Origin of the sequence: Paenibacillus illinoisensis NBRC 15959 (assembly GCF_004000925.1) — a bacterium.
In the GTDB taxonomy this organism is placed as follows: Bacteria; Bacillota; Bacilli; order Paenibacillales; family Paenibacillaceae; genus Paenibacillus; species Paenibacillus illinoisensis.
The window spans coordinates 128,075-151,099 of sequence record NZ_BIME01000015.1 but is presented as its reverse complement, the minus strand read 5'-3'; the positions used below and the strand labels follow the sequence as shown (position 1 = coordinate 151,099).

The following is a 23,025-nucleotide window of genomic DNA, read 5'->3' as shown; positions in this document are numbered from 1 at the left end:
TCTTGTTAGAAAGAGCGATTAATCATTAATTTGATTAATCGCTCTTTTTGTATATTTGAAAATTAAACAGCTGATTACAGATCCAAGGCATCGAAGGCGATGTATTGTAAGATATGATAAAATAATAGAAAAAAGCAAAGTGGTGGCGTTCATTATATGAAGCTCATACTTGGTCTTAAACAACAGATTGAATCCATTATCGGCACTAGCTTGGACGAATACGAGATTACCGTAGAAGAATGGAATCAATCTGCAATGCAGTTAATCGGTTGGGAACAGAATCAAAGTGGTTTACTTGAGATGGAAACTCCTGAGGAAGGACAACATAATCAGGAGTTTGCTTCTGACGCGATAGCCAGTGTGAAAAGTTTAAATACAGAGGAACGTATCTACTTCAAAGTTAAGTTTAAGGAGAATGAAAGAACTTTAGTATGTTGGGGTTGTTCTGCTAGCTCCATAACAATGGAAACAAGACGCTTAATTGAATTGCTGATTACTAACAGTTCAGACAGAGTAGCTGAAGAGCTGCCAGTAAAATATGAGAATAATCGGGAACAGGAATTTGCTGAATTGGGGAAATGGCTTCGGCAGAAGATAGAGCACCCGGCGGAGCAGGAATCCATTCCGGAGCACTTTTCATTTCGGGATGAGATGCATTCTGAAAAGATCCCGTTTCTACTGCAATGTGAGACACCAGACGCCCATCGTATTCGTTCAAAGGAATTGAACAAGTTACTGGGGAGTTATTTTGGTGAGGACATTATGCTGATTCCTCTGGGAGAGCAGGACTGGCTCTTTCTGAGCGATGAGCAGATTGTAACAGGTGAAGCGGAAGAGGATACTCTCGAAGCAAAAAAGGATTTACTAAATGCTTTTTGTTTGGGGCTATATGAGTTGGTGGCGAGTGAATGGGCAGGTGTGTTTCATTTATCTGCTTCCATGCCGTGTATTCCAGTACATGAGTTATCGACAGTTACAGGTCTGCTTGAAGAGAGTATTCATTTGGGAAGAGCATTTCACGTGGCTCAGCATATTCACTTACCATGGGAACTGCATCTTGAGCGATTGGTGGCGAGTATTCCTGAACAGCAGCGTCTTCGTTTTATCAAGGAGACAGGTAAGGATACGACGATCTTTGAGGATAGTGAGACACTTGCAACACTGGAGACCTATTTTAGTCTGGACTGCAATGTCAGTGAGACAGCAAAGCGCCTTTTCATCCACCGCAATACGCTCGTATACCGTCTGGACAAGATCAAACAGGAGATTGGTTACGATGTAAGAAGCTTTGAAAGTGCTGTTCTGGTGCGGCTTTTGCTCCTTATGTACAAAGTGACGAAAAAGCTCTGATATTTTTGTGCAGTTTGCGAATAGTCAAACATCACATGGATGGGTTAATATAAAACTACAAAATGTATTCGATTACAAAATGATCTCTGAGGAGGCAACAATCATGGCTGGTGTACGTTTAGAGCATATTTTCAAAAAATACCCGGGTTCTGATAAAGCAACAGTAGTTGATATTAACCTGGACATCAAAGATAAAGAATTCTTGGTACTGGTTGGACCGTCCGGTTGTGGTAAATCAACAACACTGCGTATGATCGCAGGCCTTGAGGAAATTTCTGAAGGTAAACTCTATATCGGTGACCGTGTCGTTAATGATGTTGCTCCTAAAGACCGCGATATCGCGATGGTATTCCAATCCTATGCCTTGTATCCGCATATGAGCGTATATCAAAACATGGCGTTTGGTTTGAAACTGCGTAAAGTGAAAAAAGACGAGATCGACAAACGTGTTCGTGAAGCAGCTAAAATCCTGGATATCGAGCATTTGCTTGAGCGTAAACCTAAGGCATTGTCCGGTGGTCAACGTCAGCGTGTCGCTCTGGGACGTGCGATTGTCCGTGATCCACAAGTCTTCTTGATGGATGAGCCTCTTTCCAACTTGGATGCGAAACTTCGTGGTCAGATGCGTGCGGAAATCACAAAGCTTGCTAAACGTTTGGAAACAACAGTTATCTACGTAACGCATGACCAGATCGAAGCCATGACCATGGGTGATCGGATCGTCGTTATGAAAGATGGTATCATTCAACAAGCAGCTTCTCCTGAAGAGCTGTACAACCACCCGGCTAACCTGTTCGTAGCAGGTTTCATCGGTTCCCCGACAATGAACTTTATCTCGGGTAAACTGGCTGAGCAAGGTGCTAACCTGCACTTCGTAGCTCCAGGCGTGGACGTTGAAATCCCGCAAGGTAAAGCACAAGTGCTGAAATCAAGAGGATACATTGGCAAGGAAGTTATTCTGGGTGTTCGTCCAGAAGACATCCACGAAGAGCCAGTATTCCTGGAAGCATCCCCGAACTCTGTATTCTCTACACACGTAGACGTAACAGAGAACCTTGGTCACGAAATGCTCCTCTACTTGAGCGGTGTGGGTAACGATACGACTATCGCACGTGTAGATGGACGTTCCAATACTCGTGATGGTTCCACAGTTAAAATGGCAATTGACATGAACAAGGTTCATATCTTTGACAAAGAGACTGAAGTGAACGTTCTCCTTCAAGACTAATCATACTGGGATTCCTCGGATCCGATGGAACATCAGTTAACGCAATCATACATTGTATTCAGAGCCCCTTCCGTTGTTGCTGGAAGGGGCTTTTTTGATTAATGGGCGGCTGTGGTCCGCGATTGCATTCAACACTGAATTCATTTAAGATTATTTGAAGGCTGGTTTTGTTTTGTAAAGTCTGTAACCTGAAACAAACAAAATGAATGCGCTAATAATGGAATGGAAAAGACGCAAAAATGCTGATGTACATAGAGAGGCAGCGAATGCTGAAAGGAAGAGACAAATGGCGAAAAAAGTGAAAGTATCTGAATTGGTACAGCAGTTCCAGCTTGAGGTCGTTTCCGGATCTCAAGGTTTGAAGAGAGTAATTACAGTAGATGACTTGAACCGTCCTGGCCTCGAAATGGCCGGTTATTTTGAATACCATCCACAAGAACGGGTACAGCTGCTTGGAAGAACAGAGCTGGCCTTTTTTGCAATGTTACCTGAAGCAGAACGTCGTGACCGGATGCAGCGCTTATGCACAGAGGAAACGCCGTGTATCTTGGTGACTCGTGGACTGGAAGTGCCACAGGAACTTATCGAGATCAGTGAGGAGCAGAATCTGGCGGTGCTTCGCAGCAACATGGCAACGACAATTCTGTCCAGCCGTATTACCGGATTCCTGGAGCGTAAGCTTGCGCCAACGGCAACAATTCATGGCGTACTGTGTGATGTGAACGGAGTTGGTATGCTGATTACTGGCAGCAGTGGTATTGGTAAGAGTGAAACGGCACTTGAATTGGTGAAGCGCGGACACCGCCTGATTGCCGATGATGCCGTTGAAATCCGTCAAACATCAGACTTCCAGCTGCACGGAACCGCACCAGAGCTTATCCGTCATCTGCTTGAGATTCGTGGAGTCGGGATCATCAACGTAATGACACTATTTGGTGCAGGGGCTGTTCGTAACAATAAACGAATTACCCTGGTAGTGCGTCTTGAGGCTTGGCAGCAGGACAAGCAATATGATCGCCTCGGTCTGGATGAGGAAACAACACGAATCATCGATACGGATGTACCGCTGGTAACCATTCCTGTTCGCCCGGGACGAAACTTGGCTGTTATTATTGAAGTAGCGGCGATGAACTATCGTCTCAAGCAAATGGGACTTAACGCCGCACTGCAATTTACGAACAAGCTGACAGCAACGATTTCGGAAGACATGGAAGACATGGACTAGGATTGTAGAAATATCTATTAGAAATGTAGGAACATGAGTTATACGTATTTAAAATAAAGACCAAAACTGGCCTGCTCTACTTCTTACGGAATTTGGAGCAGGTCCCATTTGGTCATGCATACAGATGAGTGAATTTATAGGAGTGTGAATGAATGGATACATTATTACTGTTGAACCCCATTGCGTTCTCCATTGGAGCGTTAAAGGTTCACTGGTATGGGCTTATTCTCGGTACCGCAGCACTCGTTGGCCTGCTGCTGGTCATCCGGGAGGGCAAGCGGTACAACATACCGCAGGAAGTATTTATGGATATGGTCCTGCTGGGTGTACCTTCTGCCATTATCGGAGCACGTATATACTACGTAGCTTTTCGATGGGATGATTATAAGGATAATTTCTGGGATGTCTTCAAGATATGGAATGGTGGTATCGCAATATATGGTGCGCTGATTGGCGCAATCATTTGTGCCGTCATTTTCTTCCGACGTAAAGGGTACAATTTTTGGCGCATGGCTGACATTTGCGCACCTGGACTCATTGTTGGTCAGATGATTGGACGCTGGGGGAACTTTGTAAACCAGGAAGCCTACGGCGGACCTGTGGAAGAGTCCTTTTTACGGGACAAGCTGCATTTGCCAGACTTTATCGTCAATCAGATGAATGTGGAAGGTGTGTTCCACCACCCTGCATTTTTGTATGAGTCGTTATGGAGCCTTGTTGGCTTGGTTTTGTTGTTAGTTCTTCGTCGGCAGAAGTTTCTGCGTGCTGGTGAGTTGTTCATGTCCTACTTTATCTGGTACTCCATCGGTCGCTTCTTCATTGAAGCTCTGCGTACAGACAGTCTGGGCTTCCAGGCGCCCCAATGGCTTGCTTCGCTCGTCAACGGTCTATGGTCTCCAATGACTGCACTGGGCTTTGAACAGGGTTATCTGGATCCAGCCTATGGGAACGTAAGAATCTCGCAATTGCTCGCCATTGGCATCATTATTGCAGCTATCATATTTATCGTAGTGAGAAGAGTAACAGGAAAAGCGGATGCACGTTATAGTGATCCAATTGTATCTTCCAAGGTCTCATCTGAACCAACGGATGATATGCCGCAAGCAGGCCCGGTTGTCAGCAAAGAGAGTAAAGCAAGCCCAAGCCCCGCTAAAGAGGAGACGAAGCAAGCTGAGGATAAAAAGGAGTAATGCAGCATGATTGAAACGGTATTATTTGATCTCGACGGAACGATTATTGATACAAATGAGCTGATTATCAGCTCATTCCTGCATGTCATGGAAGGATGGGAGCATTCTGCTCCGTGGACGCGTGAACAGATCATCCCGCACATGGGAGGCACACTGGAGCAGCAGATGCGTACCTTCTCCGGACAGGAAGAGGTGGCCGAGTATGTCAAAGGGTACCGTGCATATAACGATATCCATCATGAAGCGATGGTAAAACCTTTTCCGCATGTGAACGAGGTTGTTGAGGCTCTGCACCAAGCGGGTATTGTGATGGGAGTAGTGACGACCAAGATTCGCCCATCTACACTTAAAGTGCTGGAACGTTTTGACCTGATGAAGTATATGAAATCCATTGTAACGGTGACCGATGTAACCCATCCGAAACCTCATGCTGAACCTGTGCTTAAAGCGATGGAGGAGTTGGGTGCAAACCCGGCTAAAACGCTGATGGTTGGGGATAGCCCGGTCGATATCCAATCCGCCAAAAATGCAGGTGCACTTGCGGCAGGCGTTGCCTGGTCTCTTAAAGGAGAGGCAGCACTGAGTGAATATGGTCCGGATTATATATTGCATGACATGAAGGATTTACTTGCGCTGACCCGTATTGAAACGGGACGTTCATGAGGAAAGTCACCCGCTATCCAGTAGAGGGCCACAATGCACTCTGGCATATCTACAAGACGGTAAGTCCGTGGAAGGGTGTTCGCAACTTTATATGGATTCAGTTGTCTCGGTACTGTCCGATTCTTCCGGTGAAGAACTGGATCTATCGCCACATGCTCGGTATGAAGGTGGGTAAACATACGGCATTTGGACTTATGGTTATGGTGGATGTATTCTTCCCCGAGAAGATCACAGTCGGCGAAAATTCAGTCATCGGTTATAACACAACAATTCTCGCGCATGAGTACCTTATTAAAGAGTACAGATTGGGAGAAGTCATTATCGGTGAAAATGTGCTAATCGGTGCTAACACGACAATTCTCCCGGGGGTAACCATCGGGGATGGAGCAGTGGTTGCTGCAGGAGCGGTCGTTCACAAGGATGTAGCCCCAGGAGCTTTTGTCGGGGGGAATCCACTTCGTGAACTATCGCGCAGCGTGGATACCAGTGAAGTGGAGCTTCTCGTGAAAATGGATGAGCGTGTCCATTAGGGTGGCACGAAAGAGTGTAGCAGTGGACACCCGATCTAAGTTATGTGGAGTCGTCCAAAATTACATGATATACAGAGGCACAAGGTAAGTGTGCTTCGATGGGATAAGCTGCTGATGGCAGCTTTTTTCGTATACAGATGTTGCTGAAAGGACTTGTTTGAACAGAAATAAATGATAAGGCAGAGCCGGTAAGCTAGAGGACGGTATTGTTGACGATGAGGAGTCATTCATGTTATCATATCCCATATCCTTTAGTTTGTTAGCACTTTACCATATGAAAGCATTATGGAGTAGTAAGAACTTATCATCAATCAAGAACAGATCAAGAATGCATCAAGAAGGCTGCCCGGCAGCATCTGAACACAGTCCCTTATTTAAGGGTAATAGAAGATGGAATCGGGATTTACGATACATAAATCCTACTTAAGATAAAGCTAAAGCCCATAAACCAAACTACTGACTCGGGGTGAATGATACCAATGTCCAAACCAAAAGGCTTCGAAAAACCGACAGGTTTTCGTGACTATACACCACTTGTGGTAAACAAGCTGAGAACGATTGAACGGAACGTATTGGAATGCATGGAACGCTGGGGTTACCGTCAGATTATCACGCCAACGATTGAATATTACGATACGGTGGGAGTGGCGAGTTCGACATCGGATCGAAAATTGTTCAAACTGCTGAATAGCCGGGGAACTACACTTGTACTGAGATCGGATCTGACGGCACCCATTGCGCGAGTAGTATCTTCTCTATTAAAAGATGAACCGCTCCCGCTGCGTCTGTCCTATCATGCGAATGTGTTTCGTTCCATTGAAGAAGAAGCCGGACGTGAGGCTGAATTCTTTCAGACAGGTGTAGAGCTGGTTGGGGATGACTCACCAGAGGCGGATGCCGAAGTGGTTGCACTTGCGATTGCCTCGCTGCAGGCAGCGGGTGTGTCTTCTTTTAAAATAGCAATGGGACATATGGGATTTCTAAACGGTTTACTGGAGGAAGTCATTCCAGGACAGACCGCACAACAGGCCGCACTCAAAGAAGGGTTGCTCGGACGCGACTATGTTGGATATCGTCAGTCAATCGAGGAGCTTAATCTGGAACCCAAACCGAAAGAACAATTGGAAGCCATTCTGCGGTTGCGTGGTGGGAAAGAAGTATGTGCACATGCAGCAGAACTCAGCTCTAGTGCTGAAGCAGCGCAATCGATTGCTCATTTGTGTGCTGTCTTTGAAGTACTGGAAGCCTACGGTGTATCAGAACATGTACTGATTGACCTGACAATGATCGGAGACTTCTCCTACTATACAGGTATGACCTTCGAAGGGTATGCGGCAGAACTGGGATCACCGGTGTGCAGCGGGGGACGATATGACAATCTGCTGCAGCAGTTTGGCCGCTCGCTTCCGGCAACGGGATTTGCACTGAAAACGAACCGGATCATCGATGGAGTGCACGGCATTACGATGGAAGAGAAAAAACCTGTGCTTATCCAGTATGACAAGGCACGCCGAGCTGAAGCACTAGCGGAAGCCGCCCGTTTACGGAGCGCCGGACAAAACGTGGTGACTAGCCTTTTATCGGATCATGAAGTAACCGAACCAGCAGCAGAAGTGGTTGCATCATCCGGTGGTAGCTCAGTACGTTCGGCAAGGGACGTCTACGATCAGGTTATCACTTATCAAGCTGAACAAGGAGGACGCTGAGATGTCGGATATTTTGAAGGTAGCCATGCCCAAGGGCCGGATCTATAAAAAAGCTTCCAAGCTCTTCCGTGAAGCGGGCCTCGATATTCCTGTTGATGTGGACGATACACGCAAATTGGTCATTGAAGTACCCGAAGCAGGAATGGAGTTCATCATGGCGAAGCCTGTAGATGTGCCAACATATGTGGAATACGGTGTAGCGGATATCGGAATTGTCGGTAAGGACGTACTGCTTGAGGAAAATCGGGACGTCTACGAACTGCTGAATCTGGGAATTGCACAGTGCCGCATGTCGGTTATCGGTCTGCCGGATTGGACACCAGGTATCCAGCAGCGTGTGGCAACGAAATATCCGAGAATTGCCTCTCAATATTTCCGCGAGCAGGGTCAGCAGGTGGAAGTCATCAAGTTGAACGGCTCCATTGAACTTGCACCTCTGATCGGGTTAGCTGACCGGATTGTGGATCTGGTGGAGACGGGACAGACACTGCGTGAGAATGGATTGGTTGAGATGACAGGCATTCTGGATATCACGAGCCGCCTTATCGCGAACCGGGTGAGTTATCGGATGAAAAATGGACGGATTCAGGCATTGTGCGATGCATTGCAGCAGGTCATTCCAACGCCTAATGAATTTTCGGCAGGAAGCATTCAGGGATAAATGATCGGGCAAGAAGGGTTAGAGAAATGGATGAACACTTATGGCTGACAGAAAATACAGGGCCAGGGAGGTAGAAGGCATGAAAATTGTACCTGCACGGGAATTTGATCTGAAGCGTGAAGTGGATTACGGTACACCTGAGCAAAACGATACAGTCCGGCGCATTGTCAGTGATATCCGCCGGGAAGGAGATGCGGCCCTGCTGCGCTATACGGAGGAGCTGGACCGCACGAAACTGACTGCTGCGGGACTGCGCGTGCCGCAGGAAGAGCTTCAGGCAGCCTACGCTGCTGTAGAACCTTCTTTCGTGACGGCGATTCGGCAAGCCGCCGCCAACATTCGAGCGTTTCACGTGAAACAGAAACGTAATTCGTGGATGGATTGGCAGCCGGACGGCAGTCTGCTGGGCCAGGTCATCCGGCCGCTGAAGCGGGTCGGAGTCTATGTGCCTGGCGGCAAAGCAGCGTATCCTTCGTCAGTGCTGATGAATGTCATTCCGGCCCAGGTTGCAGGTGTGCCGGAGATTGTTATGGTGACGCCGCCGGCAACCAACGGCGGCGAGGGAATTGACCCGTACATTCTCGTAGCTGCCGCGGAAGCAGGCGTGAACGAGATGTACCGGGTTGGCGGCGCGCAGGCTATCGCCGCCCTGGCTTACGGCACGGAGAGCATTGCCCCGGTCGACAAGATCTGTGGACCGGGTAATATCTACGTGGCGCTCGCGAAGCGCGAAGTCTACGGCGCGGTCGATATCGACAGTATCGCCGGGCCGAGTGAGATTGTGGTGCTCGCCGATGATACGGCGAACCCGGTGTATGTCGCCGCAGATTTGCTGTCGCAGGCGGAACATGACGAGATGGCATCGGCCATTCTCGTCACGACCTCGGCCGTGCTGGCGGAAGCCGTGCAGGCCGAAGTGCAGCGCCAGCTTGAGGCGCTGCCGCGGAAGGCGATCGCCGCTGCTTCCGTGGAGCAGTATGGCGCGATTATTGTGGTCGATTCCATGGATGAAGGAATCGACGTGGTGAACCGGCTTGCACCAGAGCATCTGGAGATTCTGGTGCAGGAGCCCATGGCTTATGCCGGCCGGATCGAAAATGCCGGTGCGATCTTCCTCGGCCCGTACAGCTCGGAGCCGGTAGGAGATTATTTTGCCGGACCGAATCATATCATTCCGACAAACGGAACTGCACGGTTCAGTTCTCCGGTAGATGTGGATGACTTTATTAAGAAATCAAGTTTGATATACTACAGCAAGGAAGCGCTGCTTCAAAACGGAGCGGCTATCATAGAACTGGCCCGCCATGAAGGGCTTGAAGGGCACGCTCGTGCAATCGCTGTACGGTTAGAACAGGAAGGGAAGGCGGAATCGGACAATGGATAAGCAAAATAACGGAGTAGAGCTTGAAACTACAGGTGCTGTGCGCCAGGCAGAGGTTGACCGCAAGACGAATGAAACCAATATTCAATTGGCATTTGCCGTAGATGGTACAGGGCAATCGACGATTGAGACGGACGTCCCTTTCCTCAACCATATGCTCGATCTGTTCACGAAGCACGGACAATTCGATCTGAATGTACAGGCGCGTGGTGACATTGATATTGATGATCATCACACCGTTGAGGATATCGGAATCTGTCTGGGACAGACCCTTCGCGAGGCGCTCGGAGATAAACGGGGCATCAAGCGTTATGCGAGCGTATTTGTACCGATGGATGAGGCGCTCGCTCAGGTTGTCATAGATGTCAGCAACAGACCTCACTTCGAGTATCGTGCAGAGTATCCATCCCAGCAAGTGGGCAGCTTCTCGACGGAACTGGTACATGAATTTCTGTGGAAACTGGCGCTGGAGGCGCGGATTACGCTGCACGTCATTGTTCACTATGGCCAGAACACACATCATATGATTGAGGCCATATTTAAAGCATTGGGACGTGCACTGGATGAAGCAACGATGATCGATCCACGTGTAACGGGTGTGCCTTCCACGAAGGGAGTGCTGTAGACGATGGCGATTGCAATTGTCGATTACGGTATGGGGAACCTGCACAGCGTCGGCAAAGCGGTCGAACGTCTTGGCTATGAAGCGCTGGTGACAGGTGACAGGGAAACGATTTTACAGGCAGACGGGGTCATCCTTCCTGGCGTTGGTGCATTTGGTGATGCCATGGAGCACCTGCGGGAGAGTGGATTGGACGCTGTTGTGAAAGAAGCGGCAGCTGGAACAAAACCGCTGCTTGGGATCTGTCTGGGCATGCAGCTGCTGTTCAGTTCCAGTGAGGAGCATGGGGAGCACACCGGATTGGATATCCTGCCAGGTAAAGTGGTGCGTTTTGCAGCAGGAGAGCTGAAGGTACCTCATATGGGCTGGAATCGGCTGGAGTTCCTTCATTCGGAAAATCCTCTCTTTGAAGGGCTTGAAGCCGGACATGTTTATTTTGTTCATTCCTATCATGCACGTACCGAAGTGGAAAGTGATCTGCTGGCAGTAACGGATTACGGACAACCGGTGACAGCCATTGTGGGAAGAGGAAGCAACTTCGGCATGCAGTTTCACCCGGAGAAGAGCGGTGAACTGGGCATGAAGCTGCTCGGAAACTTCCTGAAGTTGACAGGCAAGCCGAATCAGGAATAAATCGGATTCCCGAGCAGAAGACCCGTTTAGATTAAAGCTATGCTATGCAGGATAGGCAGCCCCTATCCTACTTTTAATAAGCAGTCATACCCATATAGATGGATAAACAAATAAAGAACAAATCAGGAGGCCTTGTATGTCATCTTTTATCATATATCCGGCAATTGATATCCGGGACGGCAAATGTGTAAGACTGGTGCAGGGGGATTACAATCAGGAGACGGTATATAATGATGACCCTGTACAGGTTGCCCTCTCCTGGGAGAAGCAAGGTGGTACATACGTTCATCTGGTCGATCTGGATGGTGCAAAAGCGGGTCACCCCGTAAATGACGAACTTATTGGTCGCATTGCATCCGCAGTGAACGTGCCTGTTCAGGTAGGCGGAGGGCTGCGTACCGTAGCTGATGTAGAACGCTTGCTGGGTCTTGGTGTGAGCCGGCTCATTATCGGAACAGCAGCTATTGAAGACCGTGCATTTACCGAAGAAGTGTTAGGACGTTATGGAGATAAAGTGGCGATCGGTATCGATGCCCGAAACGGTTATGTGGCTACTCGCGGCTGGCTGGAAACATCTGAGGTGCAAGCTGAAGTACTGGCGAAGGAACTGGCGGCATTTGGTGCCGAGACGTTTATCTTCACTGACATTTCCCGTGATGGAATGATGCAGGGGCCAAATGTGGAAGCCATTGTATCTCTCGCCAAGGCGAGCGGACGTAATGTTATCGCTTCCGGAGGTGTCAGTGTGATGGATGATCTGCTTCGCCTGAGCCGTCATGCGGATGATGGAATCGGAGGAGCAATCGTTGGTAAGGCGCTGTATACCGGCAGTATCGATCTGTCCGAAGCGGTGCGCGCAGTCAACAAGTAAAGGAACTGGATAGAGAGGAAGAGGAGTATGCTGGCAAAAAGAATTATTCCCTGTCTGGACGTTAAGGATGGCCGTGTTGTCAAAGGCGTTAACTTCGTGAATCTCCGCGATGCGGGTGATCCGGTTGAGCTGGCGGCACTGTATGACCGAGAAGGTGCAGACGAACTGGTATTTCTCGATATTTCAGCTTCTGTCGAAGGTCGCGAAACGATGGAAGAAGTGGTACGGCAGACCGCTGGCGAAATCGCCATCCCCTTTACTGTTGGTGGCGGCATCTCCAAAGTTGAAGACATGAAGCGCATCCTGCGTGCGGGTGCAGACAAAATCGCAGTCAACACGGCTGCTGTGCTGAATCCCCAGCTGATTGCCGACGGTGCTCGCCGCTTCGGTTCCCAATGTATTGTAGTGGCCGTAGATGCCAAGTACAATGAAGCCTGGGGAGAGTGGGAGGTCTATACTCACGGGGGACGGAAACCTTCAGGAATCAAGGCGCTCGAATGGGTGAAACAGGCTGAGGAACTGGGAGCCGGCGAAATTCTGCTAACCAGCATGGATGCGGATGGAACCAAAGATGGATTCGACCTGAAGCTGACTGCTGCTGTATCCGAATCAGTACGAATTCCTGTCATTGCTTCAGGCGGTGCGGGTAAGGAATCTCATTTCTATGACGTGTTTACTGCTGGCAAAGCAGATGCAGGACTTGCTGCAACGATATTTCATTATAAAGAGATCGCTGTACCGGCGTTAAAACAACATTTGAGAGAACAAGGGGTGGAGATCCGTGAGTAATGTAAGTAACGAGATCAGGGAGCGCTTATCCCTGGAGCAGGTTGTAGAGCATATCCGCTGGAGTGACGGTCTGGTTCCTGCAATCGTGCAGGATGCTGAGACACGCCAAGTGTTAATGATGGCATATATGAACCGGGAATCATTGAAATTGTCACTGGAATCGGGAGAAACCTGGTTCTGGTCCCGTTCACGCCAAGAGCTGTGGCATAAAGGCGCTACGTCCGGGAACGTACAGACGATTACCTCACTGAAGTACGATTGTGATGGGGATACGCTGCTGGTAGAGGTTAAACCAAACGGTCCTGCCTGCCATACCGGTGAAGTGACCTGTTTCCATAATGAAATTGTAGGACTGCCTCAGAATTCTACAGAACAATCCGGAAATGAAACAAACGTAGACGCCTCGGAATCAAAAGCCGAAGGTCGCTTTGAGGTACTTGCTGAGCTTGAATCCGTCATTGCTCAACGTGAAGTGGAACGTCCAGAAGGTGCATATACCACGTATCTGTTTGATAAGGGCGTTGATAAAATATTGAAAAAAATCGGCGAAGAAGCGTCCGAAACGATCATCGCCGCCAAAAATAAAGATAATGACGAGCTTCGACTTGAGGTCAGTGACCTGATGTATCACCTGCTCGTTCTACTGCAAGAGCGCAAACTGCCGCTGGACGACATTATGGCTGAGCTGAGCCGCCGTCATGAACGGCCACGCCGCGATTAGGGGGTGCTCTAATGCGTATTGACTATCACACTCACCATGAGCGCTGCGGTCATGCTGTCGGCAAGCTTGAGGCTTATGTACAGCGAGGCGTGGAGATTGGACTGTCCCAGATTGGACTGTCTGATCACATGCCTTTGCTGCATGTAGATCCAGCGAATTATTATCCCGAAATGGCCATGCCCATGGAGGAGCTGCCTCGTTATGTGGAAGAATGCTTCTCGCTAAAAGAGAGGTACCGCGGACAGATCGAGGTGCGTGTTGGCCTTGAAGGGGATTACATCGAAGGATGGGAGTCAGAAATCCGGTCAATTATTGAACGTTATCCTTGGGATTACATCATCGGTTCGGTTCATTTCCTTGGGGAATGGGATATTACCGACTTCCGCCAGACCCATCACTGGGAAGGCAAAGATATTTTAGAGGTATACCGTCAGTATTATGATGCGGTAAGTAAAGCTGCTGCTACAGGCATGTACGATATTATGGGGCACACTGACGTTATTAAGCGTTTTGGCTTCAATCCCTCACCGGAGCAGACGGAAGAGCGTATTGCACTGGAGAATGCAGCTCTGCAAGCCATTGCGAAGAGTGGCTGTGCTATGGAGCTTAATGCATCGGGATTGTCGAAGCCTTGTGCTGAGATGTTCCCTAGTCGCCGGATGTTAACAGAAGCCATTAAGCTGGGTATCCCGCTCACCCTTGGTTCTGATGCCCATGACCCACTTAAACTGGGTGAACACTTGCCTGAAGCCGAGCAGCTTCTGAAGGAGCTGGGTTGTACGGAGGTAGCTGTTTTTGAAGGCCGCCGCCGCTCTTTCGTTCCTTTAAATGTATAAGGCAGTGGGGTATAATGAGGTTAGGAAATAACCTTGTTCAATAAGGGATTATATAGGGAATCTAACCCTCGGGAGGGGCATTATGCAACATTCGTTACGTATTTTTTCCGGTTCATCGAACCCCAAGCTGGCAGAACAGGTATGTGACAAGCTGGGTGTACAGTTGGGCAAAATTAAGCTGTCCCGGTTCAAGAGCGGAGAAATATACGTTCATTACGAAGAAACCATCCGTAACTGTGATGTGTTTCTGGTCCAGTCACTGTCTCATCCGATTAACGAGCTGTTTGTCGAACTGCTCGTGATGATTGATGCAGCCAAACGGGCTTCTGCCCGCACAGTGAACATTATCGTTCCCTATTACGGATATGCCCGTCAGGAGCGCAAGTCTGCACCACGTGAGCCGATCTCGGCTAAGATGGTGGCAGATGTCCTGACGACAGCCGGTGCAAACCGGGTAGTTACGATTGATTTGCATGCAGCAGCGATCCAGGGCTTCTTCAACATTCCTGTCGATCATATGACATCGCTTGATCTGATAAGCGAGTACCTGCTCAGCAAAGGCATTGAAAATCCGGTGGTTGTATCCCCGGATGCAGGACGGGCATCCATGGCGGAGAAGCTGGCCAATCGGTTGGACTCACCTTTTGCCATTATGATCAAAAAGCGGCCGAGCCACAATGAATCCATCATTACACATGTGATTGGAGATGTGGAAGGACGCACGCCCATTATCATTGAGGATCTCATTGATACAGGGACGACGATTTTGAATGTGGTGGAAGGGTTGAAGGAACGCGGGGCCAAAAATGTGTATGTGTGTGCGACACACGGTCTATTCTCGGGTAATGCGCTAACCAAGCTTAATCATCCATCCATAGCCGAAGTGGTTGTCACAGATTCCATTGCGCTGCCTGATGACCATCCGGAGTGCTTCAAAGTCCTGCCTGTTGCGCCAATGCTGGCAAGAGCCGTTCGCATTATTGTGGATGGAGGCTCCATGGCGACATTGTTTAAAGATTCGGGCATCTGAAGTGTTCATGGAAATTTGCTGATCCGTGTTTGAGTAGTTAACTGCTCAGCACGGTTTTTTGTTTTTTATCTAAATTATATATGAACTGCTTGATGCTATAATTCCCTGCTTGGCTGCTCTGAAGCTTGTGCTATAATAACATCAAATTGCATCTATCGGACTTATTTGGAGTTACCCGAAAACGCCACAATCAGAGCAAGAATGAATGAAAATGTGATAAATAATAGGAGAACCACAGCTGATGTACATTAGCTCAGTGGAGTGAGGAGTGGGGTCTATTGTCCCGTACTTGGTATTATCGGTTACTCTTTTCGTATTTCCCTATTTTTTTTCTTACCGTGACCATACTCATTTTTATTGCTTTTGTGTTCATTAACGATATCTCCCGAGAAGAAACGAGAAAAGCGGACCGTATATCCGCCAGTTATCTGGTAGATAATCTTGATCGTACTATACGTGATATTGAACTGTCGGTGACGGAGGCCGTACAGAGTGAGCAGGCGTATAAGCTCTACTTCAACAATCCAGGTCAGGCAAGCAAGGAAACCGTCTATACCATCGCGCAGAGTTTGCGTGAACTGACGAATTCCTCCTCTTGGATTCAATCGATTTATTTATATGATAAAAAGAATGATAGCGCTTTAACTTCAAGCGGAGCACGAGAAATAGAAGGTTTTGCAGATCAATACTGGATTGAACAGATCATGTCTGGTTCCCTTGCTCCCGGGTGGCAGCCCGTCCGCGTGTATGATGTGGAGTCGGTTCAGCGTACCCCAATCCGGGTGCTCACGGTTAATAAGGACATGCCTTTACCCTTTGGTACCGATGGTGTACTGGTCATTAATATCAAGATGAGCAGCATTGAGCAGAGCATCGACAGCATGGTGAATGGACAGCTTTCCTTCATGACGGTTACGGATCAGAAGGGTCAGGTTGTATATAATGCCCACTCAGACAGTGAAGGCGCTCATGGGGGACAAGCATTAAATACACTTCACCTCGAAAGGCTTGGTTGGACGCTCGATAGTGGTATTAAAGCAGGCAATCTCTTTGGCTGGGTATCGGTCATTTCTTATGTATGGGTGTTTATTGCAGCCCTGACTGTTGTCTGTGCCATCATTTATATTGTCTATATCACTCGCCGCAATTATAAGCCTATTCAGATAATCATGAACCGAATTGAGGCCCATCAAATCAGAGCATCGGAGCAATCAGGGTCAAGTGTGGACGAAATGAAGCTGATTGACGGCGTGCTGGAAAATCTGATTAATCACATGATGGATTATGACGAAAAAAGCAGGGAAAATGCGCTGCTGCAGCGGAGCAAGCTATTCAACGATCTATTGCAGGGTGACAATCTGTATCGTGCCACTGAACGATTAAAGGAGCTATCACCGTTAACGGATACGGATCAGTCATCACACTTTACGGTTGTACTGGGAGAAATCAATCGATATGAGCAGGGGTTCCATGAACGATATACGCGAGGTGAGCAGAACACGCTAAAATTCGCTCTGATGAACGTCTTGCAGGAGCTCACTCGTAACACGGGAATGCAATGCTGGATGGAGTGGGTGAGTGCGGACCGGATTGCGATCCTGTTCCAGTCCCTGGAACCAAGTGAAGATATGACTGACCGAATCTGTGCAGTTGCAGAAGAGTTCAGGTCTTGGGTGGAACAGAATCTCCGTATTTCGCTTAGCTTCGGAATCGGGCCGATTGCCAGAGGGGTAGGAGCAATCCGTGACTCATATACAGCAGCAGAAGCCGTAATGCAGCGCAAGCTCCTGATGAATGGAGATGTGGTTCTGGCCGGGGCTGGTGAAACCTCTCAGCAGTTGCTGGAAACCTACACCTACTTGCAGATGATCGCCGATTTTGTGAAGCGATTCCGAATGTCGAGCGGCCAGTGGCGTGACCTGCTTGAGGAGATTTTTACTGCCTTCGAGCACAACATGCTGCCCGATGAAGATATTCTCTCTCTTCTAGAGGCCATGCTGCAGATGCTTCGCCGCGAAGTGGCCATGATGTCAGAGGAGCTGCAGGAGAAATTATCCGAAGAGAACTTGAATCAGTGGTTAAAATCGATGAAGGAAGCGAAGACGCTTGAGGATGTTAAATCCATGCTGTTTGATGATCTGACCGAACTGTTCCGAACCTATGTATCGGTGACCGAAACCAAGAGTTACAGAGCACTGGTCAATGAGATGAAAACATACATTGAAGAACAGTTTGCGAATCCGGATCTTTCGCTGAAGCATCTGAGTGATCGATTCCAGGTTTCGGGCAAGCATGCAAGTTATTTATTCAAAACAGAGTTTAACATGAAGTTTGTGGATTTCCTGACCGAGCTGCGGATGAAGGAGGTTGAACGACTTCTGGTCCATACCGATCTTTCGTTGCAGGACATTGCTCTGAAAGTTGGGTACGCCAACGGAATTACCCTTGGACGTGTGTTCAAACGGGTAACAGGGATTACGCCAGGTGATTATCGCCGTTTGAAGCGTGAGCATCCCGCGGGCAAGCATGAAGAGAAAGAGTCGAGCGGCTGACTACATCAGGACATGTATAGGGCGGAATTCGTGCAGGCGCTCTCCGTCAGGAGAGCATCATGCACGAATTCGCCCTATTGCTGTTGTAGCATAACGATTCCGCTATTAGAGGGACAGTCAGTTCATCGTGTGACAAACTCACATGATTCCGGTTTATTGTGTTCATGCGAATATAGGCAGTGTATGAAAATGGTTTATCGTATTTTGAAAGCAGGTCGGTTGGGCGGTAATAACACTGTGCAGCATGAATGGAATACATGGGTCAAGGAACCAATGAAAATGGTCAGTGTACGAAAATCGTCGCTGGGATAAACCATTCTCCTTATGTAAGCGTTTACGAAACGGGTTTATTGCCAATGTCAGGAATGATGTGGAATACTCTGGGCAGGATTTAACCATTCACACAAGGGCAAAGGAGATGACACAAATGACAGGAAAAGCAACCAAAGGGAGTCTAAAGAAATGGGTAGGACTTGCGCTTACGATGGTAATGGGAGTTTCCTTGCTGGCCGGCTGTTCATCCGCATCAGAACAAGGCGGAGCAGATGGCAATGCGTCAGGTAATGGCGAGCGTGTCACCTTGAAAGTGGAAGTGTTTGATCGTGGTAACAGTCCTTCACCTTACACCATTACGAATAACTACTTATCAAAGCTGGTGCAGGAAAAATTCGGTGACCCGAATAATATTGATGTGCAGTTCGTACCGATTCAACGCTCGGAAGAAGTGACGAAGCTGAATGTTCTCATGGCCAGCAATACCGATGTTCCCGATATTGTTTTTGTATATGACTCAAGTGTGTTCTACCGCTATGCCCAGCAGGGCGGGCTGACCGATGTCGGTGAACTGCTGGATCAGTATGGACCGAACCTGAAGAAGTTCCTGGGCGAGGATACATTAAAGTTTGGACAGCTGGAAGGCCAGCAGTTCGCTATACCGGGTAAACGTGCGATTACAGGACGATACAGCTCGTACATTCGTAAGGACTGGCTGGACAAACTGGGATTGCCATTGCCTACAACCACCGATGAGCTGTATACCACTTTGAAGGCGTTTAAAGAGAAGGACCCTGGCCAGCTTGGCAGCAAAAACATTCCAATGGGAATGGCGCTGGCTCCAGCTCAATTTGAAACATTAATCTACTCCTTTATCAAGCCGGTTAGTGGTGATCTGACTTACGCTCAGCGTTTTGAGCTGCCACTGCATGAGGGTTTCAAGGATGCCATGAAGTTCATGAACAAGCTGTACAACGAGGGCTTAATCAGCAAAGACTTCAGTCTGGATGAAGATAAAACCCAACTGGCCAAGGACGTGCAGAACGGTAACATCGGCTACTGGTCAGAAGATGTGGATGCCATCTTCTATGCGGATGGAACGCTGGACAATCTGCGCAAAAATGTAGAGGGAAGCAACCTGGTTCCAGTTGATGCTTATACCAATGCGAATGTAGACAACAAACATATTAAGTCTCGTTACGGCTCCAACGGCATGTACATCATGATTCCTAAAAGCAGCAAACGCGCTGTGGAAGCCATAAAATATTTGGACTGGATGGCTTCAGACAATAACCTGTTGGATATCCTCAATGGGGTTGAAGGTGAGAACTATGAACTGGTTGATGGACTTCCTGTTGTCAAAGAGGATGCCACGCAGGAAGCCAAGGATCGTCTTTTCAATGGAGGGGATATGGCCATCATTTCGAACGGCAAAAATGTGGGTGACCAGGCCATGAATGAAAAGGCTTGGGTATTGGGATTCCCGCAGAACAATCAGGAGATGTTGAAGCAGTCCATTGATATTGCCAATACGGACACTGTAGGACCAATTATCTTCGATAAACCAATTGAAGCAGAAATGAAATATGGTACAGCACTCAAAGATAAGCTCAATGTCATTATCGTGAAAACAGCAATGGCGAAACCGGAAGAATTCGAAGCGGTATACGAACGGGAAATGAATGATTACATGTCACTCGGCGGCGAAGCACTGAAGAAAGAACTTGAACAGGCTGTTCAGGAGCTTGCTGCCAAATAAGAAAAATGATCCTCGCAAGTGGTACAGAGCTTACTGGAGAGAGCGGATAAACTTTGAAGTGACCTGTGCCGTCACCTGAGGCGGCACAGTTTATCTTCACGGATTGGAGGAGACAGACATGACCCCCTACTTGAAGAGGTATTGGCAATTGTACGCGTTGATTTCCCTGCCCCTTATTTACTTCGTGATTTTCCGTTACGGACCGATGTACGGCGTACAGATTGCATTTAAGGATTTTAACCTGTTTCAGGGTATTGGCGGCAGCGAATGGATTGGTTTTGATGCCTTCCGCGAGGTATTTGGGATGCGGGACTTCTACACCACGCTGCGAAATACCTTTATGCTCAACTTTCTGGATCTGATTGTATCTTTTCCTGCTCCAATTATCCTGGCAATCATGCTCTATGAAATTCGGTTTAAATGGTTCAAAAAACTGTCGCAGACCATCCTGTATATCCCTCACTTCATCTCATGGGTGATTATCGGGGGGATCGTATACCAGCTGTTTGGCAACCAATCAGGTATGGTAAACGGTGTGCTCGAGAGTATGGGGCTGAACCCCATCCCATTTCTGACGGAAAAAAATCCGTGGCTTGTAACCTACCTATTTACCGGTGTCTGGCAAAGTGCCGGGTGGGGAACCATCCTGTATCTGGCTGCACTGACGGGTGTGAACAAGGAGTTGTTTGAAGCGGCTGAGATTGATGGCGCAACACGTCTCAAAAAGATCTGGCATATTACATTGCCGAGCATCAAGCCGACCATCGTAACCCTGCTTATTCTGAATCTGGGGCACATGGTCACGATTGGATTCGATCGTCCTTACATTATCGGGAACACAGCGGTGCGTGAATACTCAGATGTTCTAAGCACCTTCGTATACCGGATGGGTTTGGAATCCGGGCAGTATACACTGGCAACGGTAGTCGGACTGTTCCAGGCCGTCGTGGGTCTTATTTTCGTGCTGGGCTCCAACTACATTTCGAAAAAGGTAACTGGTGAAGGGATTTTGTAGAGGAAAAGAACGTACGCGAGCCTGTTATTCTCTAGACCATCAGTAGAGGAGTTGTACGCATATGAGTGACCGCACCTCAAATCGGATTTTTGATATCGTTAATATCTCCTTTGTAACCCTGTTTGTCGTGTTCTGTCTGGCTCCTTTTCTGCACACGATTGCCATATCGTTTAGCTCCAACCGAGCGATAACATCGGGAGAAGTGAGGCTGTTTCCGAAGGAGTTTAATTGGGATGCATACGTCAAGGTGTTCTCTGACCATTCCATGCTCTATTCACTTGGTTACACTGCGCTTTTGACGATTGCGACTACGGTATTATGCATGGTGTTTACTATTGCTGCAGCGTACCCGTTGACCAAGAAGAAACTGAAGGGCCGCAAGCTCTTCATGTACGTCATCATCATTACGATGTTCTTCAGTGGCGGGATCATTCCGGAATACTTGCTGATTCGTGATCTGCATTTGCTGAATTCGGTCTGGGCATTGATATTGCCGGGATTGGTCAGTCCTTTTAACCTGATTATCTTGATCTCCTTCTTCAATGGCATCCCGGAAAGTCTGGAGGAGTCGGCTGAGATCGATGGAAGCTCACATCTTCATACGTTGTTGAAAATCATTCTTCCACTCTCGCTGCCAGTAATGGCAACCCTGTCTCTCTTCTATGCGGTGGGACGCTGGAACGGATTCCAGGATTCCCTGATGTACATTAACGATCCACAGCTGTATCCGCTGCAGCTCAAGCTGTTCCAAATGGTACAGAACAATATGGTGAGTGAACTGACACAGATGGAGGGTGCAAACCGCGCACCGCTCACGCCGGAAAGTCTGAAGGCTGCTACCGTTATATTCGCTACCGTTCCCATCCTGCTTGTCTATCCTTGGCTGCAGAAATATTTCGTTAGTGGTGCCATGCTTGGGGCCGTAAAAGGTTGATTTGAAGCCGTACCCATTAATCGTGGGAAAGGTTGTAACAAAGAAAGGAAGAGTGAGCTTGTATGCAGCAAAATGACAAGGGTGAGTATTCGTTCTCTACATGCTGGAACATTAAGCGTCACCAGGTGGGCGAGGCCATGATCCAGGAAATTCGCGAGCTTGGCTTCCGCCGTGTTGAACTTAACTACAATGTGACGAAGGAAATGCTGACGTCCATTGAGCCTATGATTGAGCGCGGAGAGATTGGCGTTTCCAGTGTGCATAATACATTTCCTCATGTGCCGGATCCGGATTACGGTACAGATTCGGTACTGCTCGGATTCCAGGACGAAACGAAACGTCAAAAGGCCATTCAGCTGCTTGTCGGTTCCGCAGAATATGCCCATCGTTACGGGGCTGAGGCTGTTGTTGTACACCCAGGTGAGGTACCTATCCCGGAGAGTGTCAGCAAGGAGCTTGCTCAGCTGTATCACAACGAGGGGAAGGATTCACCTAAGTATCGCAGCAAATGGGAGGAATTTGTTGAACGTCGGCAGGCACTGAGCACCGGTTACGTCCAACAGATTATTCGCAGCCTGGATGAAGTCTGCAATCAGGCAGCAGCCCAAGGTCTCCATGTCCAATTCGGCATCGAAACCCGCTCAAGACCCCAGCAGATTCCTACACTGGCTGAAGCCAAGACCATTATTGAGGCTCTGCAATGGGCTCCAGTTGGCATCTGGTATGATACCGGGCATGCCATCATGATGGATCGCCTGGGGCTCTACGACAGCGTGGGTGAGATGCAAGGGCTGATGGATGATATCGTAGGCGTTCATATTCATGAGACACTCGGCCTTTCGGATCACTGGTGCCCGTATGTGCACAGTCAGGATATGCATTTCTATGATGCATACCTCCCCATGATCCGCCGGGCAAGGGTCAAGGTCTATGAACTGAAATCAGCTTGTACACCGGATGAAATTCACGAGAGTCACGAACTGCTTATGAAGAAGATGGATACGGCAAGGGAGGGACAATGATGTTGGAAACAGACCGCGCGCTTGATGTTTGCGC

General features: G+C 48.4%; 21 protein-coding genes. All 21 read left to right on the top strand.

What is annotated here, in order from left to right:
* The first annotated feature begins 156 nt into the window (after positions 1–156).
* The 21 genes from PIL01S_RS26680 to PIL01S_RS26580 all read left to right on the top strand — a co-directional run bounded on the left by PIL01S_RS26680 (position 157) and on the right by PIL01S_RS26580 (position 22,991).
* Positions 157–1,350, top strand: a complete 1,194-nt coding sequence (locus tag PIL01S_RS26680) for a PucR family transcriptional regulator (RefSeq protein ID WP_246058572.1) — start codon at positions 157–159, stop codon at positions 1,348–1,350.
* Between the two features lie 103 nt (positions 1,351–1,453).
* The gene (locus PIL01S_RS26675) at positions 1,454–2,578 is read left to right on the top strand and encodes an ABC transporter ATP-binding protein (RefSeq protein ID WP_095292957.1); all 1,125 of its coding nucleotides are present in this window, start codon (positions 1,454–1,456) and stop codon (positions 2,576–2,578) included.
* A gap of 286 nt (positions 2,579–2,864) precedes the next feature.
* Positions 2,865–3,803 (top strand): HPr(Ser) kinase/phosphatase, encoded by a 939-nt coding sequence (gene hprK / locus PIL01S_RS26670; protein WP_095292959.1) that lies wholly within the window; start codon positions 2,865–2,867, stop codon positions 3,801–3,803.
* A gap of 152 nt (positions 3,804–3,955) precedes the next feature.
* Entirely contained in the window at positions 3,956–4,993 is a 1,038-nt protein-coding gene (gene lgt, locus PIL01S_RS26665) for a prolipoprotein diacylglyceryl transferase (protein WP_127540636.1), read from the top strand.
* Between the two features lie 6 nt (positions 4,994–4,999).
* Positions 5,000–5,656, top strand: a complete 657-nt coding sequence (gene ppaX / locus PIL01S_RS26660; RefSeq protein WP_127540634.1) for a pyrophosphatase PpaX — start codon at positions 5,000–5,002, stop codon at positions 5,654–5,656.
* Positions 5,653–6,186, top strand: coding sequence for an acyltransferase (locus PIL01S_RS26655; RefSeq protein WP_127540632.1), 534 nt, complete (start codon positions 5,653–5,655; stop codon positions 6,184–6,186). Before ppaX ends, PIL01S_RS26655 begins: the two co-directional genes overlap by 4 nt.
* Positions 6,187–6,665: 479 nt before the next feature.
* Positions 6,666–7,892, top strand: a complete 1,227-nt coding sequence (locus PIL01S_RS26650) for an ATP phosphoribosyltransferase regulatory subunit (RefSeq protein ID WP_127540630.1) — start codon at positions 6,666–6,668, stop codon at positions 7,890–7,892.
* 1 nt (position 7,893) lies between these two features.
* Positions 7,894–8,553: an ATP phosphoribosyltransferase gene (gene hisG, locus PIL01S_RS26645; protein WP_127540628.1), complete on the top strand. Its 660-nt coding sequence runs from the start codon at positions 7,894–7,896 to the stop codon at positions 8,551–8,553.
* Positions 8,554–8,632: 79 nt separating this feature from the next.
* Complete coding sequence (gene hisD, locus PIL01S_RS26640; RefSeq protein ID WP_127540626.1) at positions 8,633–9,937, top strand: histidinol dehydrogenase; 1,305 nt, start codon at positions 8,633–8,635, stop codon at positions 9,935–9,937.
* Positions 9,930–10,559 (top strand): imidazoleglycerol-phosphate dehydratase HisB, encoded by a 630-nt coding sequence (gene hisB, locus PIL01S_RS26635; protein ID WP_095292974.1) that lies wholly within the window; start codon positions 9,930–9,932, stop codon positions 10,557–10,559. Before hisD ends, hisB begins: the two co-directional genes overlap by 8 nt.
* Positions 10,560–10,562: 3 nt before the next feature.
* Positions 10,563–11,189, top strand: a complete 627-nt coding sequence (hisH, locus tag PIL01S_RS26630; protein ID WP_127540624.1) for an imidazole glycerol phosphate synthase subunit HisH — start codon at positions 10,563–10,565, stop codon at positions 11,187–11,189.
* 136 nt (positions 11,190–11,325) lie between these two features.
* A complete protein-coding gene (gene hisA / locus PIL01S_RS26625) occupies positions 11,326–12,060 on the top strand; it encodes a 1-(5-phosphoribosyl)-5-[(5-phosphoribosylamino)methylideneamino]imidazole-4-carboxamide isomerase (protein WP_095292978.1) in 735 nt (244 codons plus the stop codon).
* A gap of 27 nt (positions 12,061–12,087) precedes the next feature.
* Positions 12,088–12,849, top strand: a complete 762-nt coding sequence (gene hisF, locus PIL01S_RS26620) for an imidazole glycerol phosphate synthase subunit HisF (RefSeq protein ID WP_095362053.1) — start codon at positions 12,088–12,090, stop codon at positions 12,847–12,849.
* Positions 12,842–13,570, top strand: a complete 729-nt coding sequence (gene hisIE, locus PIL01S_RS26615) for a bifunctional phosphoribosyl-AMP cyclohydrolase/phosphoribosyl-ATP diphosphatase HisIE (RefSeq protein ID WP_127540622.1) — start codon at positions 12,842–12,844, stop codon at positions 13,568–13,570. Before hisF ends, hisIE begins: the two co-directional genes overlap by 8 nt.
* A gap of 11 nt (positions 13,571–13,581) precedes the next feature.
* Positions 13,582–14,406, top strand: coding sequence for a histidinol-phosphatase HisJ (gene hisJ / locus PIL01S_RS26610; protein ID WP_127540620.1), 825 nt, complete (start codon positions 13,582–13,584; stop codon positions 14,404–14,406).
* Between the two features lie 82 nt (positions 14,407–14,488).
* A complete protein-coding gene (locus PIL01S_RS26605; protein WP_127540618.1) occupies positions 14,489–15,436 on the top strand; it encodes a ribose-phosphate diphosphokinase in 948 nt (315 codons plus the stop codon).
* Between the two features lie 278 nt (positions 15,437–15,714).
* Entirely contained in the window at positions 15,715–17,988 is a 2,274-nt protein-coding gene (locus tag PIL01S_RS26600; RefSeq protein WP_127540616.1) for a helix-turn-helix domain-containing protein, read from the top strand.
* Positions 17,989–18,415: 427 nt separating this feature from the next.
* Positions 18,416–20,020 (top strand): extracellular solute-binding protein, encoded by a 1,605-nt coding sequence (locus PIL01S_RS26595; RefSeq protein ID WP_127540614.1) that lies wholly within the window; start codon positions 18,416–18,418, stop codon positions 20,018–20,020.
* Positions 20,021–20,138: 118 nt separating this feature from the next.
* Positions 20,139–21,035 (top strand): ABC transporter permease, encoded by an 897-nt coding sequence (locus tag PIL01S_RS26590; protein WP_095292991.1) that lies wholly within the window; start codon positions 20,139–20,141, stop codon positions 21,033–21,035.
* Positions 21,036–21,096: 61 nt separating this feature from the next.
* Complete coding sequence (locus tag PIL01S_RS26585) at positions 21,097–21,969, top strand: carbohydrate ABC transporter permease (protein ID WP_127540612.1); 873 nt, start codon at positions 21,097–21,099, stop codon at positions 21,967–21,969.
* Positions 21,970–22,031: 62 nt separating this feature from the next.
* The gene (locus PIL01S_RS26580) at positions 22,032–22,991 is read left to right on the top strand and encodes a sugar phosphate isomerase/epimerase family protein (RefSeq protein ID WP_127540610.1); all 960 of its coding nucleotides are present in this window, start codon (positions 22,032–22,034) and stop codon (positions 22,989–22,991) included.
* Positions 22,992–23,025 lie beyond the last annotated feature (34 nt).

Excerpts from the sequence above, each read along its gene's own strand:
- PIL01S_RS26680 (WP_246058572.1), top strand. The coding sequence starts at position 157 with ATGAAGCTCATACTTGGTCTTAAACAACAGATTGAATCCATTATCGGC.
- PIL01S_RS26675 (WP_095292957.1), top strand. The coding sequence starts at position 1,454 with ATGGCTGGTGTACGTTTAGAGCATATTTTCAAAAAATACCCGGGTTCT.
- hprK (WP_095292959.1), top strand. The coding sequence starts at position 2,865 with ATGGCGAAAAAAGTGAAAGTATCTGAATTGGTACAGCAGTTCCAGCTT.
- lgt (WP_127540636.1), top strand. The coding sequence starts at position 3,956 with ATGGATACATTATTACTGTTGAACCCCATTGCGTTCTCCATTGGAGCG.
- ppaX (WP_127540634.1), top strand. The coding sequence starts at position 5,000 with ATGATTGAAACGGTATTATTTGATCTCGACGGAACGATTATTGATACA.
- PIL01S_RS26655 (WP_127540632.1), top strand. The coding sequence starts at position 5,653 with ATGAGGAAAGTCACCCGCTATCCAGTAGAGGGCCACAATGCACTCTGG.
- PIL01S_RS26650 (WP_127540630.1), top strand. The coding sequence starts at position 6,666 with ATGTCCAAACCAAAAGGCTTCGAAAAACCGACAGGTTTTCGTGACTAT.
- hisG (WP_127540628.1), top strand. The coding sequence starts at position 7,894 with ATGTCGGATATTTTGAAGGTAGCCATGCCCAAGGGCCGGATCTATAAA.
- hisD (WP_127540626.1), top strand. The coding sequence starts at position 8,633 with ATGAAAATTGTACCTGCACGGGAATTTGATCTGAAGCGTGAAGTGGAT.
- hisB (WP_095292974.1), top strand. The coding sequence starts at position 9,930 with ATGGATAAGCAAAATAACGGAGTAGAGCTTGAAACTACAGGTGCTGTG.
- hisH (WP_127540624.1), top strand. The coding sequence starts at position 10,563 with ATGGCGATTGCAATTGTCGATTACGGTATGGGGAACCTGCACAGCGTC.
- hisA (WP_095292978.1), top strand. The coding sequence starts at position 11,326 with ATGTCATCTTTTATCATATATCCGGCAATTGATATCCGGGACGGCAAA.
- hisF (WP_095362053.1), top strand. The coding sequence starts at position 12,088 with ATGCTGGCAAAAAGAATTATTCCCTGTCTGGACGTTAAGGATGGCCGT.
- hisJ (WP_127540620.1), top strand. The coding sequence starts at position 13,582 with ATGCGTATTGACTATCACACTCACCATGAGCGCTGCGGTCATGCTGTC.
- PIL01S_RS26605 (WP_127540618.1), top strand. The coding sequence starts at position 14,489 with ATGCAACATTCGTTACGTATTTTTTCCGGTTCATCGAACCCCAAGCTG.
- PIL01S_RS26595 (WP_127540614.1), top strand. The coding sequence starts at position 18,416 with ATGACAGGAAAAGCAACCAAAGGGAGTCTAAAGAAATGGGTAGGACTT.
- PIL01S_RS26590 (WP_095292991.1), top strand. The coding sequence starts at position 20,139 with ATGACCCCCTACTTGAAGAGGTATTGGCAATTGTACGCGTTGATTTCC.
- PIL01S_RS26585 (WP_127540612.1), top strand. The coding sequence starts at position 21,097 with ATGAGTGACCGCACCTCAAATCGGATTTTTGATATCGTTAATATCTCC.
- PIL01S_RS26580 (WP_127540610.1), top strand. The coding sequence starts at position 22,032 with ATGCAGCAAAATGACAAGGGTGAGTATTCGTTCTCTACATGCTGGAAC.